Annotated in this window: 17 protein-coding genes and 1 riboswitch; all 17 genes read right to left on the reverse strand. The window is 30.3% G+C overall.

What is annotated here, in order from left to right; genetic code table 11:
• Window positions 1-1,097: 2,3-bisphosphoglycerate-independent phosphoglycerate mutase (gene gpmI, locus Q0V15_RS07015; RefSeq protein WP_297437387.1), on the reverse strand; the 1,097-nt coding region annotated here is incomplete at its 3' end.
• Window positions 1,098-1,342: 245 nt separating this feature from the next.
• Window positions 1,343-2,089 (reverse strand): triose-phosphate isomerase, encoded by a 747-nt coding sequence (gene tpiA, locus Q0V15_RS07020; RefSeq protein ID WP_297437389.1) that lies wholly within the window; start codon window positions 2,087-2,089, stop codon window positions 1,343-1,345.
• 161 nt (window positions 2,090-2,250) lie between these two features.
• Window positions 2,251-3,441, reverse strand: coding sequence for a phosphoglycerate kinase (gene pgk / locus Q0V15_RS07025; RefSeq protein ID WP_297437391.1), 1,191 nt, complete (start codon window positions 3,439-3,441; stop codon window positions 2,251-2,253).
• A gap of 128 nt (window positions 3,442-3,569) precedes the next feature.
• Complete coding sequence (gap, locus tag Q0V15_RS07030) at window positions 3,570-4,568, reverse strand: type I glyceraldehyde-3-phosphate dehydrogenase (RefSeq protein ID WP_297437393.1); 999 nt, start codon at window positions 4,566-4,568, stop codon at window positions 3,570-3,572.
• A 96-nt stretch (window positions 4,569-4,664) separates the two neighbouring features.
• Window positions 4,665-5,693 carry a sugar-binding transcriptional regulator gene (locus Q0V15_RS07035; RefSeq protein ID WP_297437395.1) on the reverse strand — a complete coding sequence of 343 codons (1,029 nt, stop codon included), beginning with the start codon at window positions 5,691-5,693 and terminating at the stop codon, window positions 4,665-4,667.
• Between the two features lie 235 nt (window positions 5,694-5,928).
• On the reverse strand, window positions 5,929-7,323 hold the full coding sequence (gene rpoN / locus Q0V15_RS07040) for an RNA polymerase factor sigma-54 (protein WP_297437397.1): 1,395 nt from the start codon (window positions 7,321-7,323) through the stop codon (window positions 5,929-5,931).
• A gap of 177 nt (window positions 7,324-7,500) precedes the next feature.
• Window positions 7,501-8,274: a hypothetical protein gene (locus Q0V15_RS07045; protein WP_297437399.1), complete on the reverse strand. Its 774-nt coding sequence runs from the start codon at window positions 8,272-8,274 to the stop codon at window positions 7,501-7,503.
• A complete protein-coding gene (locus Q0V15_RS07050; RefSeq protein WP_297437401.1) occupies window positions 8,261-8,764 on the reverse strand; it encodes an ECF transporter S component in 504 nt (167 codons plus the stop codon). The genes Q0V15_RS07045 and Q0V15_RS07050 overlap by 14 nt, the downstream gene beginning before the upstream one ends.
• A 27-nt stretch (window positions 8,765-8,791) precedes the next feature.
• Window positions 8,792-9,391: a histidine phosphatase family protein gene (locus tag Q0V15_RS07055; protein ID WP_297437402.1), complete on the reverse strand. Its 600-nt coding sequence runs from the start codon at window positions 9,389-9,391 to the stop codon at window positions 8,792-8,794.
• Window positions 9,392-9,401: 10 nt separating this feature from the next.
• Window positions 9,402-10,142 carry an adenosylcobinamide-GDP ribazoletransferase gene (gene cobS, locus Q0V15_RS07060; protein WP_297437404.1) on the reverse strand — a complete coding sequence of 247 codons (741 nt, stop codon included), beginning with the start codon at window positions 10,140-10,142 and terminating at the stop codon, window positions 9,402-9,404.
• Between the two features lie 12 nt (window positions 10,143-10,154).
• Window positions 10,155-10,703 (reverse strand): bifunctional adenosylcobinamide kinase/adenosylcobinamide-phosphate guanylyltransferase, encoded by a 549-nt coding sequence (cobU, locus tag Q0V15_RS07065; protein ID WP_297437406.1) that lies wholly within the window; start codon window positions 10,701-10,703, stop codon window positions 10,155-10,157.
• 6 nt (window positions 10,704-10,709) lie between these two features.
• Entirely contained in the window at window positions 10,710-11,477 is a 768-nt protein-coding gene (locus Q0V15_RS07070; protein ID WP_297437408.1) for an ABC transporter ATP-binding protein, read from the reverse strand.
• On the reverse strand, window positions 11,474-12,430 hold the full coding sequence (locus Q0V15_RS07075) for an iron ABC transporter permease (RefSeq protein ID WP_297437410.1): 957 nt from the start codon (window positions 12,428-12,430) through the stop codon (window positions 11,474-11,476). The genes Q0V15_RS07070 and Q0V15_RS07075 overlap by 4 nt, the downstream gene beginning before the upstream one ends.
• Window positions 12,431-12,476: 46 nt before the next feature.
• Entirely contained in the window at window positions 12,477-13,421 is a 945-nt protein-coding gene (locus tag Q0V15_RS07080) for an ABC transporter substrate-binding protein (protein WP_297437411.1), read from the reverse strand.
• Window positions 13,422-13,495: 74 nt separating this feature from the next.
• Complete coding sequence (locus Q0V15_RS07085) at window positions 13,496-15,052, reverse strand: cobyric acid synthase (protein ID WP_297437413.1); 1,557 nt, start codon at window positions 15,050-15,052, stop codon at window positions 13,496-13,498.
• A 118-nt stretch (window positions 15,053-15,170) separates the two neighbouring features.
• Window positions 15,171-15,338: riboswitch (cobalamin riboswitch) on the reverse strand.
• A 148-nt stretch (window positions 15,339-15,486) separates the two neighbouring features.
• The gene (locus Q0V15_RS07090; protein ID WP_297437415.1) at window positions 15,487-16,326 is read right to left on the reverse strand and encodes a DegV family protein; all 840 of its coding nucleotides are present in this window, start codon (window positions 16,324-16,326) and stop codon (window positions 15,487-15,489) included.
• 14 nt (window positions 16,327-16,340) lie between these two features.
• Complete coding sequence (locus tag Q0V15_RS07095) at window positions 16,341-16,802, reverse strand: tRNA (cytidine(34)-2'-O)-methyltransferase (RefSeq protein ID WP_297437416.1); 462 nt, start codon at window positions 16,800-16,802, stop codon at window positions 16,341-16,343.
• Window positions 16,803-16,986: the final 184 nt, after the last annotated feature.

Below are 16,986 nucleotides of genomic sequence, written 5' to 3' on the forward strand. Positions count from 1 at the left end.
TCATAAGTAGCAACCTTTGGAGATGGTACTAGAAGTCTATCTTCACCTTCATTTGGTGTTTCAACTCCACCATTGAAGAAGAATGTTACGTGAGCATACTTCTCTGTTTCAGCAGCTCTTAATTGCTTAAGACCCTTAGCAGCTAAGAATTCTCCAAATGTGTTTTCAACAGTTCCTGAAGTATATGCAACATCAACATTTGTTATTGTAACATCATACTCTGTCATACAAACAAATTCTGTACTAACTCTTGTTCTTTCAAATCCTGCAAACTCAACATCAACCATAGCTCTAGTAAGTTCTCTAGCTCTATCTGGTCTAAAGTTAAAGAATATAACTGAATCTTTATTGTTTATTGTAGCAACTGGGCTTTCACCATTCATTATAACAGTTGGTAATACAAACTCATCAGTTTTATTATCATGGTATGAAGCTTCCATAGCAGCAACTGCTGAAGTAGCTTTTTCTCCTTGACCTTTAACCATTGCATTATAAGCAAGTTCAACTCTATCCCATCTATTATCTCTATCCATTGCATAGTATCTACCAGATATTGAAGCAATTTGACCTACTCCAATTTCTTTAATAGCAGCTTCTAACTCTTCAACGAAAGCTTTTCCTGATGAAGGCGCAACATCTCTACCATCCATAAATGCATGAACATAAACTTTTGTAAGTCCATTCATTTTAGCAAGCTTTAATAAACCTTTTAAATGGTCTATATGTGAGTGAACTCCACCGCTTGATAAAAGTCCCATAAGATGTAATGCTGTCTCATTTTCCTTAGCATTTTTAACCGCTTTAAGCATAGCAGCATTTTCGAAGAAATCTCCATCCATAATAGCTTTTGTTATTCTTGTAAGCTCTTGGTATATGATTCTTCCTGTTCCTATATTTAAGTGTCCAACTTCTGAGTTACCCATTTGTCCTTCTGGTAATCCAACTTGCATTCCTGATGCATTAAGTTTTGAAACTGGATATTTTGCTTTTAATCTATCTAAATTAGGTGTATTAGCTCTTGCAACAGCGTTACCATCACCAAGTTCTGTAATACCCATTCCATCTAATATCATTAACATTACTGGTTTTTTTGTCATTATAATATACCCCCAAACTATTTTTCTATATTTCATTCATTTGAAATATAGATTTAAAAGTTATAACTTTACTCTTAAAGCTATACTTAATTTTTTTATACTATAAAATAGTATTTCTTATACTCTTATTATAATCCTTAATAAAAAGAAAGACAACAGCAATAGAGAATTATTATCAATTAACTACTACTATTGTCTATCCATATTATATAATTATAAACTTTTATCTTCTAAAATTTAGAAAATTAGAAATTAACTATTTGTGAGAAATCTGAAGCTTTAAGTGAAGCTCCACCAACTAAAGCACCATCGATATCTGACATACCCATTTGCTCTTTAATTGTGTTAGGCTTAACTGATCCACCGTATTGAATTCTTACTTTATCAGCAACTTCTTTACCGTACATACCAGCAACCATATCTCTGATTGCAGCTATTGTTTCATTAGCTTGCTCTGATGTAGCAGTTTTTCCTGTTCCTATAGCCCATATTGGCTCATAAGCAACAACAACTTTAGCTGCTAATTCATTTGAAAGTCCAGCAAGACTTACTTTAACTTGTGCTTCTATAACTGTGTTTGTTGTTCCAGCTTCTCTATCAGCTAAGCTTTCTCCATAACAAACTATTGGTGTTATATTATGTGCAAATGCAGCGGCAATTTTTTTCTTGATATCTGCATCTGTTTCATTAAAGTATGCTCTTCTTTCACTGTGTCCTAAAACAACATAATCGATTCCCATATCTGCTAACATATCAGCTGATACTTCACCTGTGAATGCTCCATTCTTTTCAAAGTGCATGTTTTGAGCAGCTATTTTAACGTTTGTTCCAGCAGCTACTTTTTTAACAGCGTCTAAGCATACGAATGTTGGACATATTACTACGTCACATTTAGCATCTTTAACTAATGGTATTAATTCTTCTACAACTTTTACAGCTTCTTTCACTGTATAATTCATTTTCCAGTTTCCTGCGATAATTGGAGTTCTCATATCAATTCACCTCATAATATATTTTTGTTTTTTTGTAATCGTATTTTTAATTAACTAAATATAGTTAATCTAAATCAATAATTTATAGAATAAGCCCATAAAGGGCTTATTCACTTTTATTACTTCAATCTAGTATATTTTTACTAATTTTAAAACTAAAATTAGTTATTTAACGCTTCTATTCCTGGTAATAATTTACCTTCTAAGAACTCAAGTGAAGCTCCACCACCTGTTGAGATGTGTGTCATCTTATCTCCGAATCCTAAGATATTAACAGCAGCAGCAGAATCTCCACCACCGATTATTGTTGTAGCATTACATTTAGCCATAGCCTCTGCAACTGCTATTGTACCTTTATTGAAGTTATCGAATTCGAATACTCCCATAGGTCCATTCCAGATAACTGTTTTAGCATCAGCAACAGCTTCAGCATATATAACATCTGTTTTAGGTCCGATATCAAGTCCCATGAATCCATCAGCAATGTTTTGATCTTCTGTAACTACAGCAGTAACATCTTTAAATTCTTTTGATACTCTGTGGTCTACTGGTAATAATAATTTAACACCTTTAGACTCAGCTTTTTTGATCATTTCCATAGCATAGTCAACTTTATCTTCTTCAACAAGTGAACTACCTACTGTAAATCCTTGTGCTTTTAAGAATGTATAAGCCATTCCTCCACCAACGATTAATGTATCTACTTTCTCAAGTAAACTATTTATAACGTTGATTTTATCTGAAACTTTAGCTCCACCAAGTATTGCTACGAAAGGTCTAGCTGGAGTTTCTACAGCACTTCCTAAGAATTTAAGCTCTTTTTGGATTAAGTATCCGCATACTGATGGGTTTAAGTACTCAGTAACACCAACTGTTGAACAGTGTGCTCTGTGTGCTGTTCCAAACGCATCGTTTACGAACATTTCAGCAAGGCTAGCAAGTTCTTTTGAGAATGCTTCACCATTTTTAGTTTCTTCTTTTCTGAATCTTGTGTTTTCTAATAAAACAACATCTCCAGCTTTCATTTCTGAAACAGCTTTCTTAGCATTTTCACCAACAACTATATCATCAGCAGCGAAAACTACTTCTTTACCAAGCATTTTTGATAATTCTTTAGCAACTGGTGCTAATGATAATTCTGGCTTAGCTTCACCTTTTGGTTTACCCATGTGTGAGCAAAGTATAACTTTAGCTCCATTTTCAACTAAATATTTAATTGTAGGCATAGCTCCAACTAATCTATTTACATCTGTAATAACACCATCATTTAATGGTACGTTAAAGTCACATCTAACTAAAACTTTTTTCCCTTTTACTTGTATATCTTCTACAGTTTTCTTATTGAAGTTCATACCGTTCACCTCTTTAAAATATTTTTATAACAAATAGCTTTTTATTTTATAAAAGAGACCCAGCTTATAGTCTTAACTACAAAACCAGGCCTCCTTTTATTTAAATATTAATATTCAATTTTCTAAAATTATTTAGAAACTACGAATTTTAATGTTCTTACTAATTGGTTTGTGTATGACATTTCGTTATCATACCATGAAGCAACTTTAACTAATTGTTGTCCGTTAACTTCCATGATTTTTGTTTGTGTAGCATCGAATAATGATCCGAATGAAATTCCTATTACGTCACATGATACGATAGGATCTTCTGTGTATCCGAATGATTCGTTTGCAGCAGCAGCCATAGCAGCATTTATTTGTTCAACTGTTACGTTTTTACCTAAATCACAAACAAGTTCTGTTAATGATCCTGTTAAAACTGGAACTCTTTGAGCGTTTCCGTCTAATTTACCAGCTAATTCTGGAATAACTAAACCGATAGCTTTAGCAGCACCTGTTGTATTTGGAACGATACTGTTTGCAGCAGCTCTTCCTCTTCTTAAATCACCTTTAGCGTGTGGAGCGTCTAATGTATTTTGATCATTAGTGTACGCGTGTATTGTTGTCATAAATCCTTTGTTTAATCCGAATTGTTTGTTTAAAACATCAACCATTGGAGCTAAACAGTTTGTAGTACATGAAGCACCTGATATAACTGTATCTTCAGCTTTTAATATATCGTGGTTTACGTTGTAAACAACAGTTGGAACGTCGCTACCAGCTGGAGCTGATATAACAACTTTTTTAGCACCTGCTACTAAGTGAGCTGAAGCTTTATCTTTAGCTGCGAAGAATCCTGTACATTCAAGAACTACGTCTACGTTTAATTCTCCCCATGGTAAGTTTTTAGGATCTCTGTCTGCAACAACTTTGATCTCTTTACCGTTAACTACGAATCCACCTTCAACAACTTTGATGTCTCCATTGAATCTTCCTTGTGATGAGTCATATTTAAATAAGTGAGCTAATGTTGCAGCATCTGTTAAATCGTTTATTGCAACTACCTCAAATTCTGGGTTATCAATCATTAATCTTAATGCTAATCTCCCTATTCTACCAAATCCATTTATCGCTACTCTTGCCATAACTAAATACCTCCTAATATTGGAATATATATTAAAATATATATTTTAAGTTTTAAGATTTAAATAATTTTCTTAAAACCTTTAAGCTAATTAATTTTATTTTTTTAAAATACTCACTATCTTTTCGGCTGCACATTCATCAGTTACTAAAACAGCTTTATTATTATTATATAATGTAGCTATTATTGCTTCGACTTTATCATCTCCACCAGCAACTGCAATCTCTTCCCTTACATTTTGTAAAGAGTTAATGTTTATACCAGGTGATGCACTAATTGATATAACTTTTGATTCATCATCAAAGTAACATCCAAATGCTTCCCCTACTGCACCACTTTCTAATAGTTTATTTTGTATCTCTTCAGATATCCCTCTTTTTAACACCATTTTGTCTGCTCTGCCAATTCCATAAATCAATATATTTGCACTTTTAATATAATTGATTACATCTTTTATATCTTCCTGCTCATATAAGCTCTCTAAAATTTGACTGCTAACATTCTCTGGTATATGAAGCATTTTATAACTTCCTTTAAGTTTATCTGATAGATTGGCTGCTAAGGTATTTGCTTGTGTTTCCACTTTCTTACCCATACCGCCTCTAGCTGGAACAACTAATATACCATGTATATTTTGAACTTTAGGAAAACTATCTATAAGTTCTTTTACAGCACTTCCGCCTGTTAATGCAATAACATCATTATTTTTAACAGTTTTACTTGTATAAACTGATGCAGCTTTACCTAAATCAGGTAATACACTTTTATCACTTCGTACATTTCCTGGAACCACTATAACTTTCCTTACATTTAATAGCTCTTTTACCTTTTGTTCTAATTTTGATAATCCTTTTAGTTCATGAATGAACCATTTTAAGTCATCTAAAACCTCTGTCCCTTCGCTTGTAACTGTCATACCTGGAGTTCCTATTTCAATAAGATTCATATCTTTTAAAAAGTTAACTTCGGTTCTAACAATTCTCTCACCAAGTTCTAATTTACTAGCAAGCATCCTTCTTCCGATAGGTGCATTGTAATTTATAGTTCTTAGTATTGAGTATCTTTTTTCTAAAACTTCTACAAGTTCTGGAACAATTTTCTTTTGCAAATTTAATATCTTATGCAAGTTCAACAGCTCCTTTGGTCTTTTAAAGTCCCACTTGAAACTTTTTTGTCCCACAAGCTTATTATAAACCATTAATTCATAAATTAAAAGTATTTTCACACTTTTTTGCCTTGTTTTTTTGTTAAGATTTTATGAACTAATTAAGTATATTTCGTATACAAATATCAATAATAAGAGTATTCAAACTTATATACTCTTATTATTATGAAAACTTTAGTGTTTTATTACTAAATCATTAAAATCTTTTCCTTTTGCTTGATGATTTAATTCCTATTTCTTCACGATATTTTGCAACTGTTCTTCTAGATATCTTAATTTCTCGTTCACAAATCATATTTGCTATGATTTGATCTGATAATGGTTTCTTTTTATCTTCAGCTTTTATAATTTCTTCAAGAATGCTTTTTATATTACTAACAGCCACATCTTCTTCATTCGCATTCCCTAAATGTGAAGATACTTGTTGAAGTCCTGATGCAAACAAATCTTTTATTCTTATAGTACCAAATGAAGTTAGTATATATTTTTCTCTTATAGCTCTTGATACTGTTGACTCATGCATATCTATTGCTTCAGCCACTTGCTTTAAAGTCATTGGCTTTAATCCTTTTTTCCCTTTTTCAAAGAATCCTTTTTGGAATTCTAAAGTTTTTTCAAGAACTTTATATAATGTAGATTTTCTTTGCTCTATACTTTTAATAAGAAACATAGCTTTATTCATTTTATCTTTAACATAATCTTTAGCATCTTTATCATCTTCTCTTAGAACTTCATTATATATAGGATTTATAGATAGCGTTGGAATTACCTTGTTATTCATTATAATAAAATACTCTCCATCAATCTTTCTGATTTCTGCATCTGGTACTATAAACTTAACTTCCTCACCAGTATAAAAACCCCTTGCTGGTTTTGGTTCTAAACTTTTAATCAAGTCTCCATATTCTTGAGCACTCTTTATGCTTATTTTTAATTTTTTAGCAATTATCTGATATTTATTATCCCCTATATCTTCTAAATGATTATTAATCATTGCTTCTGTTATTAAATTTAACTCTCTTTTTTTCCTAAGTTGAATTTCTAAACATTCAGTTAAACTTCTTGCACCTATACCTATTGGCTCTAAAGCTTGTACAATATATAATGCAACCTCAACTTCTTCAATATCTTCATATAATTCCATTGCAATTTCTTCAACTGTTATATCTAGATACCCTTTTTCATTAAGACTTTCTATCATATATTCTGTAAGCGTTCTCTCTCTTTCAGTTAAATTTAAGTCCCTAAGCTGATTACTTAGGAAATCTTTAAGAGATTCTTCCTTACTTATAAATGTAAAAGGAGATGCTTTTTCTTCACCTGAATAATCTCCATAACTTTGCGAACCATAATTATCAAACTCTAAATATTTTATAAACTCTTTATAATCAATTCTATCTTGCTCTTTCTTTTCTGGTATTTCCATATCATTAAAACTTGCTTCTAGAACTGGATTTTCTGCATATTCCTTTTCTATATATTCCCTTAAATCACAAGTAGACATTTGTAATAATTTTATTGACTGTTGCATTTGCTGTGTCATAACTAATTTTTGCTCTTGTGACATTGTTAAGCTAAAATTCATTTCCATATTTAACACCCATTCATCCTATATTTTTTTTACACACTATTCTTTAAATTATCCTCTAAAAATATTTTTTTTACAAGGCTTGAAGAAATTTTTCCTTTTTATGACTTAAAATGTTCTTTTTTTTGCATATTTATAATAAAAAAGACAGCATATTATCTATGCTGTCAATGTAACTATCTATTTTAATATCTTAACTCTTCCTATTTTAGTAACTCTTTCATCTATCCTTCTTGTAATTTTACCTATCATCTCTTTTGATACAATAGCTAAAACCATAGTGCTTGGACCAGCTGAAGCTTTACAATCAAATGCTAAATCTTTAACCTTTTCTATATCTATCCCATTTGTTTCTTCAAGTACAGATAATTCATAATCTATACCTTTTGAACCTACTGGTATTACATCCTTTGAATAATCTAAAACTATTTTAAGCGATTTCATTGATATCATCTCATCAGTTTCTTCATTCATTGCTTTTATAACTGCATCGCCAACAAGTGGAATTCCTATTCCAACTATATAATCATCTTTATCAATCTCCCATAATCTCTCCCCCTCACCCTCTTCACCTATTACAGTTACTCCAAATGAAGTTTGCATTACTGGGATATTATCTTCTGTACTACCAGTTAAATTATCTTCTGTTAGTTTTCTTTCAAAGTTTAAACTATTAAATTCATCCATAGCTCTATGAATTCCTTTTAATATTTTTTCACCTCTGCCATTCATTTCTACACAAAGATTATTAATTATAACCTTAGGAAGCGCTCTATAACTAAGAGTTTCAAACATACAAACTCTAGTTGTTAGATATCCAACAATCTCCTCATCAACCTTTACAACATCGTTTTCACTGTTTCCAATTCCTCCACAGCTATCACATGCAATTGTAAGAACCTTTCCCTCTGATACTTCCATTAAGACTAGATCACGAAATTTAGATATTAACATTTTTTACGCCCCTTTCGACAATACATGCCAGAATTATATTTGCGGCAGCTCCAAGTGTAACTGGTAATACCATTGTCATAAAGAACGGATATATAGGCATTCCCCAAATTACCTTTTGAACAACAGCTATTATATACACTGAAATCGGTCCATTCAGTAGTATACCTACTATTATAGCAGTTATTTTAGTTTTTTTGTATATCTTTCCAAAAATATAAACAGTTATTAACATTTCTACCGAAATTATCATACTTATCGGTACTGTTAATGGAAAACCTGATGTTACTGAAGTGAAAAAATGCCCTAGAAACCCAACTATTCCTCCTGCAAGTGGTCCAAGTATTATTCCTGCTAAAAATGCTGGCATTGAATCAAATGCTACTGTTTCAAATATTTTTACATTTGCAAGTACAGCACTCATTGCTATTAAGACTCCAGCCATTACTAATTTTTTTGTTCTCGTTCTATTTCTCGTATTTGTATTTTTCATTATTTTTCTCCTTAAAGTGTATGTTATTTATATCTTATTTATTATATTTTTTATGAATGAAATTCCATTTTTATTTTCTATCTCACAGATTCCACCATTTGAAATTTTAAAATTCCAAAACATTTCATTTTGAAGTCCTAAAAGTTCTAAAATTGCTAGTTTTATAATACCCTCATGTGCTACAACTATAATATCCTCATCATTTTCTAAACATATATTTATAAATTCTGAAACTCTGTTTCTGCATATAGTTAAACTTTCTCCACTTGGTATCTCAAAGTTTATAAAATCATTACACCATAATTTATAATTATTGCAATTTTCTAGTTCTAAATATGATTTACCTTCAAATATTCCAAAATCATACTCTAATAATTTTATATCTTCTATAATTTCTTTGTTTATCTTTTTATTTATCTCATGTGCTAGATATGTACATCTGCTTAATGGGCTTGTGTAAATCTTTTTTATACTTTTAATATCATCTTCATAAAATTCAAATAGTAGTTCTGAAGCTTTTGTTAAATCAGATTTCCCTTGCTTTGTAAGTTTATAGTCAACTTGTCCACCATAAACTTTTTTTTCATTAGCTTCTGTTTGTGTATGCCTTATAAAAATAACTCTCATTACTTATCTCCTATAAAAAACTTGCTATTATATATGATGCTATTAAAAATGAAAGTTGACTAAGTTCTACTATCATCCCAAGAATATCTCCTGTTATCCCATCAATCTTATTATGTGAAAACTTCACAATTCTATAAGAAATTATATAAGCTACAAGTGTTCCTGCTATAAGATAATATTCTTTTGTTAAAATGCTTACTATTATAATAGCTATATTAATTAATATGAATATATTCCTAAAGCCACTTGTATTTCCTTTTTCAACAAATACTTGCCCCATTCCACTTACTCTTCCATAACTACCAAACTTACTTGCTATATATAAACTACATCTTCCCACAATAGGAAAAATAGCTATAGTTGCAATACTTACATCTCCTATGAAAATTATATATCCAATTATACTAAATACTACTGCTAGAACCCCAAAGGCTCCAACTCTACTATCTTTCATAATCTCAAGCATTCTTTCTTTATCTCTTCCACTAAATAATCCATCAAAACTATCTGATAGTCCATCAAAGTGAAGTCCACCAGTTACAATTAAATATATCAGCGTTATTAAAAATCCAACTACAAGTTTATTTTGAATTTTACATAGTACAATAGAAGCAATTAAAAGTATTAATCCAATTATTATTCCAACTACAGGAGTAAGTTTTATAGATTTTTCAAATTCACCATCTGTATACTCTACTTTTCCAACATTAATTCTTGTAAAAAAACTTAGAATTAATTTCAATTTATTCATAACGTTCTCCTATTATTTAATTTTCATTGCTATTCCTGCTGTCATAAGATATACCTCTTCTGATTTTCTAGCTATAAGTTGATTCATTCTTCCTGCTATATCTCTAAATATTGCACCTAGCTTATATGGTGGTACAAGCCCAAGCCCTACTTCATTTGAAACTATTATTATTTCTTTTTTCTCAAATATCTTTAAAAACATATTTATTTCAAATTCCACAGTACTTTCAAGCTTATCAATCTCTGCATTTGTTATATTGTCAAAATCATATTTACTATCTAAAATTATATTACTTATAAGAAGTGTTAAGCAGTCTAACATTACTACATTACACTCTTTATCTATATCTTCTCTAGTAAAGTTACAGTATTTCTCTAAAGTTATCCATTTCTTACTTCTACTATCTTTATGCTTTTGTATCCTATCCTTCATGTCAGCATCAAATCCAATTGAAGTTGCTACATACATAACATTAGTTTTACTTTTTTCACTAATCTTTGATGCTCTTTCTTCTGCAAAACTACTTTTCCCACTTCTTGCTCCACCTATTACAAGTATCATTTATAATCACCTCCTTTTCGGAACCACATAGAAGCCATCATCATCTTTGATAATTTTAATTTTCCTTTGATAAACTTCTTCTACTCGCTCACTTTCTATAACTTTATTTTTTTCATCACTTATTATAATACTTCCACCATCAATTAGTGATATATTATCACAATATGTAAAAGCTATATTTAAATCATGTAGCACCATTATTATTGTAAGTCCATATTCTTTTTTTAGATTTTCAACAAGATTCATAATTTCGATACTATTATGAATATCAAGCATTGATGTTGGTTCATCAAGGAGTATTATTTCTGTTTTTTGTGCAAGTGCCCTAGCTATAAAAACTTTCTGTGCTTCTCCTCCTGATAGTTCTGATATATATCTATCTTTTAGATCTATAAGCCCAAGTTTTTCTATAATTTCATCTACTATTTTTATATCTTCTTTACTTTCGCTTTCTAGAAAATCCATATAAGTATATCTTCCCATCATAATTATTTCATAAACAGTAAAATCTACTTCTCTATTATTTTCTTGAAACACAAAACTTATTTTCTTTGAAAAATATTTTATATTAAAACTTGTAATATCTACATCATCTAAAAAAATGCTATTTCCACTTGGTTCATTAATTCTCATAATACATTTTAATAGCGTACTTTTACCTGCTCCATTTGGTCCTATAATTCCATAAGTTTTACCTTTTTCAAAATCTAAATTTATATCATTTAATAAACTTACTTTATTAATTTTATAACTCAAGTTTTTTATAGCAATCATAGTATTCCTTTCCTCCGCTCTTTATAAACTAAATACATAAAGTAAGGTGCTCCAAAGACAGAAGTTACTATTCCTATTGGTATCTCTGAATTTTGAAGTAGCGACCTTGAAATATTATCACATAGAAGCATGAAAATCATTCCAAGAAACATTGTAAGTACAAAATTCTTTCTATAATTAGCCCCAACAAGCATTCTTATTATATGTGGGATTATAAGTCCTACAAAACCTATAGTTCCAGTAAAACTAACTGTTGTTGCTATAAGTATGCTACTTGCTACAAGTAATTTTCTTCTGAGTTTTACACAATCAACGCCTAGTGCTTTAGCTGTATCTTCTCCAAGTAATAATAAATTCAAATTTTTTCTATGTACAAAAAAATATATTATTATAGGTAGGCTTATTACAAAAAGTATTCCTACCCTTTTATAACTTGCAGATGCAAAACTTCCCATTCCCCACATAAAAAGTTCAAGTTCTCTATCATTTGAGTAAACTCTTATTAAAGATAACATTGATGAAAATAAATAATTTATTCCCATTCCAGCTAGAAGAAGTCTTATTGTTGAACTTTTACCTTTAACTCCTGCAAGTGTAAAAACTAATATATTAGCTACTACTGCACCTGCAAATGCATATATAGGTATAATTCCTCCAAGTAAAAATGCAAATGCAGCTCCAAGTGATGCTCCTGATGAAACTCCAAGTATATATGGGTCTGCCATTGAATTTTTAAATATTGCCTGATAAACTGCACCACAAACCGATAAATTAACTCCTGTTATAAGTGCTAGAAGTATTCTTGGCACTCTAAGTTTCATTATAATTATTTCCTGTGGCGTTCCATTTCCCATTCCAAACAAATTACTTAAAAATATATCAAAACTTTCTTTTATGCTTATATCAGCAATTCCAACTGCTATTGATGAGATTCCAAGAATTATAACTAACATAGATAATAGGAAATATAAAGTTTTTATATTTCCTATTTTATTTAAATTAATTCTTTTCATACTCAAGTTCTGGGCTTATTATTATAGCTATATCTTCAAGTGCATTTACAACTCTTGGTCCTTGTCTTGATATCTCATCTTGATTAACTTCATAAACATTACCTTCTTTAACAGCAGTTAAATCTTTGTATACTGGAAGTTTTACTAAATCCTCTTTAATACCAACTCCACCTGGAACAATTATTATATCAGGATCATTTTCAACAATCTTTTCTTTTGAATATGACCATCCTTCTACATCACCTGCAATATTCTTACCACCAGCAAGTTCTAATACTTCACTAATAAAAGTATCTCCACCAGCAGCAAAATCTCCATTTTCTCCAATAGAATTAGTAAAGTATATGCTTGGTCTTTCTTTACCTTCAAATTCTTTATTTACAGCAGTTTCAACAGCAGTCTTAGTTTTTTTCATACTATCAACTATTTCTTTTGCCTTTGCATCTTCGCCTATTAACTGACCTGTTTTTTCAATAGCAGAATATGTTCCTTCAAAATTATCATCTTCATTTAAGAAAATTGTTGGTATTTTAAGTTCTCTAAGTTTTTCTACAACTTCCTTTGGTGCATGTGTAGATGCTAAAACTAAATCTGGTTTAAGCTCTATTATTTTTTCAAGAGATGGTGTTGAAGTTCCTCCAACGGTTGTAGCATCTTGTACTTCCTCTGGATATGAACAATATTCTGTTCTACCAACTAGTTTTGCTTCTGCTCCAAGTGCTGCAACAATTTCTGTTGTACTTGGTGATAATGAAACTATTCTCTCTGGCTTTTTCTCTATTGTAACTGTATAATCTGATGAATCAGTAATTGTTACATTAAATGCTGGATTTTTAACATCTTCCTTTCCTGTAGTATCCCCTCCACAAGCTAAAAATGTTGTTGTACTTAAAAGTATTGCTATCCCCATAGCTAATTTTTTAAATTTCAAATCTTTTTCCCCCTATTAAATTATTCTTTTCACCTATTTATATATAATTAAAAGCTTTCGCTTATAATAGCAACTTATTTATAATTTTTTCCTACATCTTTACCATCTAAAATATCATAGATTTTCTCTAAATCTAAAGAGTCTCTAAGAATTGCAGCAAGTTTTGTATATTCAGCTTCTTTAATATCTTTATAAGTCTTAAACTTTGTTTCTTTCTCTTTATAAGAAATACCCTTACTATTTCTTATATTAGAAGCTATTTTTTTTGTAAATCCAAGTGTATCAAATATTCCATGTACATAAGTTCCATAAACTTTTGAATCAACTGAGCTATATCCTTCTACTCTCATATCACTTTTTCCAAGCGATGACTTAATTCTAAGGAACTCTTTTGCATTAGCTCCAACAAAAACAGTTCTTCCCATATGAATTTCATACCCTTCAACAGTAAAATCTTCAAGTCCACTTAGCAAACTTCCATCCTCTGTTATAGAACACTTAACCTGAGTCATAACTTTCTTATCTTCAAACTCTGTTACAATATCTAAAAGACCAAGCCCTTTTATAGTTTCTATATCACCCTCAATTTTCCCTGTATCTCTAATTTCTGTTCCAAGCATTTGGAAACCACCACAGATACCAAAAATATAAGAGCCTTTTTCCTTCTGTGCTTTAAGTACTTCTTCATATCCATTGTCTTTTAAATACATTAAATCTTTTACTGTACTCTTTGACCCTGGAATTATTATAATATCAGCATCACTTAAATCATTTTTATCTTTTGCATAACTAGCATTTATTCCATCAAGTGAGAATAAAACATTAAAATCTGTAAAATTAGACATATACGGCATTCTGATTATCTTAACACTAATTTCATCTTCCTTTGTTTCTCTTACCACCTTAAGTCTATCTGAAACTGCATCTTCTTCATCAATTTCAAGTCGAAAATATGGTACAACTCCAAGAACAGGAATGTTAATTAAATCTTCTAGCATTTTTAGTCCATTTTCTAAAAGTTTTATATCGCCTCTAAATTTATTTATAATAACACCTTTAATTCTTTTTTGCTCTTCCTTTGGAAGTAATGCTATTGTTCCATATAAAGAAGCAAATACTCCACCTTTATCAATATCACCAACTAAAATTACAGGTGCATCAACAAGCTCTGCCATTCCCATATTAACTAAATCTCTCTCCCTAAGGTTAATTTCAGCTGGGCTTCCAGCCCCCTCTAAAATTATGCTATCAAAATCTTTATCAAGAGTTTCATATATTTCTTTTATCTTAGTCTTAAAATAAACTTTTTTAGTATCATAATCTATTGCTGACAAATCACCATAAACTTCCCCATTAAATATTATCTGTGCATTCTTATCTCCAGTTGGTTTCATAAGTATAGGGTTCATTTCAGCTCTTGGCTCAATACCTGCTGCCTCAGCTTGTACAACTTGTGCTCTCCCCATTTCCTTACCATCTTTTGTAATAAATGAGTTCAAACTCATATTTTGAGATTTAAAAGGTGCAACCTTTTCTCCATTTTCATATAAAATTCTACATATACCTGCTGTTAAAACACTTTTCCCAACATCAGATGCTGTTCCCTGAATCATTAAATTTCTAAATTTCATAAATACCTCCTAAAACAACTAAAAAATCCTCTTGAAATTTCTTTCAAGAGGACAAAACTGCATAACAATAAAACTAAACTTAATTTAGTCTTTTATTATAGTCTTTCCCACCGAAAGATTAACTTACTTGATATTAGGCAGGTCTCCTGACTTATAGTTCATCCTCTAAGAACCCTTACTATAAAAATTATAGCGGATATGTTCTCTTTGTCCCTATACACAGTAGCGGGGGCTGTAGCTTTAAACTTTCCCTATTAAGCATAGCACCTAACATCTATTCATAAAATTATATTACCGATAAAAACACTATATAGCAATCTTTTTATTATTATTTCACGCATTTTTTTAATAATACATCAATTTAATACTTTTTATATTAGCATAATTATAAAAAGCGACGTATACGTCGCTTTAATTAAATATATTATAAACGCCTAGTAATTCTCTACAAAGAAGAATCCACCAGCATTTTTTCCTGAATGTATACCAACTGCACAACCTACAGTTGTTTCAATATATTCAATATCATTATCTTCAAGATAAGTTCTTAAAGCTTCCGCTATCTCTTCACCTTCATAGTTTATAAGTATAACAGGCTCGTCTAACTTTCTATCAGAATCTTCAAAGTTCTTTATAATTTCTTTTATAGCCTTCTTTGAACCTCTTACTTTATTTTTAACATCCATCTCACCATTCTTTATTTCAAGAATAAGCTTAATTCCAAGCGCACTAACTATCATTGCTTTTCCTTTTGATAGTCTTCCACCTCTAACAAGGTTATCAAGACTTAAGAAAAACAAATCACTTTTAATCTTACTTCTATATGTTAAAATTTCTTTTTCAATCTCATGAATTAAGTGACCTTCTTTAACTAATTTTGCTGCTTTTAAAACCAACATTCCAAGACCTGAAGTAATTGTTAAAGCATCAATTATAACTAAATCATCATCATTAAATTCATTTTTAGCTATTAAAGCTGATTGATATGTTCCACTCATTTTAGATGACATATGAATCGCAACTATTTTATAACCTTCTTTTATATATTTTCCATAGCATTCTTCAAATCTCATTGGAGTTATTTGAGCTGTAGTTGGAAGGCAGTCATCTCTTTCTATCCTATCCATCATTTCATCTCTTGTTATCTCAATACCTTCTAGATAGCTATCCTCACCAAAATTAATTAAAACTGGCATAACCTCTATATCATATTTTTTAATTATCTCTTGCGGTAAATCACATGTACTATCTGTTATTATTTTTATCTTATCCATGAATCAATCCCCCATTACTTCATATTCGGAAATCCTATTTGTCTAAGTGCTTCATAAGCAACTATTGAAACTGTATTTGATAAATTAAGACTTCTATCTGAAGTATCAATCATTGGTATTCTTATTCCCATTAACTGATTGTGCACATACATTGGAACACCAGCTGACTCTTTACCAAACATGATAAAATCACCTTTTTGGTATTTTGCATCTGAATGTAAATCCTCAGCATGAGTTGAAGATAAGAATATTCTTTGATCTCCATACTTCGCCATAAAATCTTCAAAACTTTCATGTATTTCTAAATTAAGCTGACTCCAATAATCAAGTCCCGCTCTTTTAATTTTCTTTTCATCTAACTCAAAACCAAGAGGCTTTATTAAATGTAATTTTGAATTTGTTAAAACACATGTTCTCCCTATGTTCCCTGTATTTTGTGGTATCTCTGGTTGATATAAAACTATGTTAAGATTCATTATCAAGACCTCCTGTTTAAAATTTGTCCATCTCTTATAATATTCTTTATTTCTAAAAAAATCAATCTTTACTTTACAAATTCTGTAACACAACCCCTTAAAAATCTAATCTTCCCCTTATTTCGAATTATATCATCATCTATTCCTTATTAAAAATAAACTTTTCAACAACTTTTGCTACACC

Origin of the sequence: uncultured Clostridium sp., from assembly GCF_947036855.1 — a bacterium.
Classification (GTDB): domain Bacteria; phylum Bacillota; class Clostridia; order Clostridiales; family Clostridiaceae; genus Sarcina.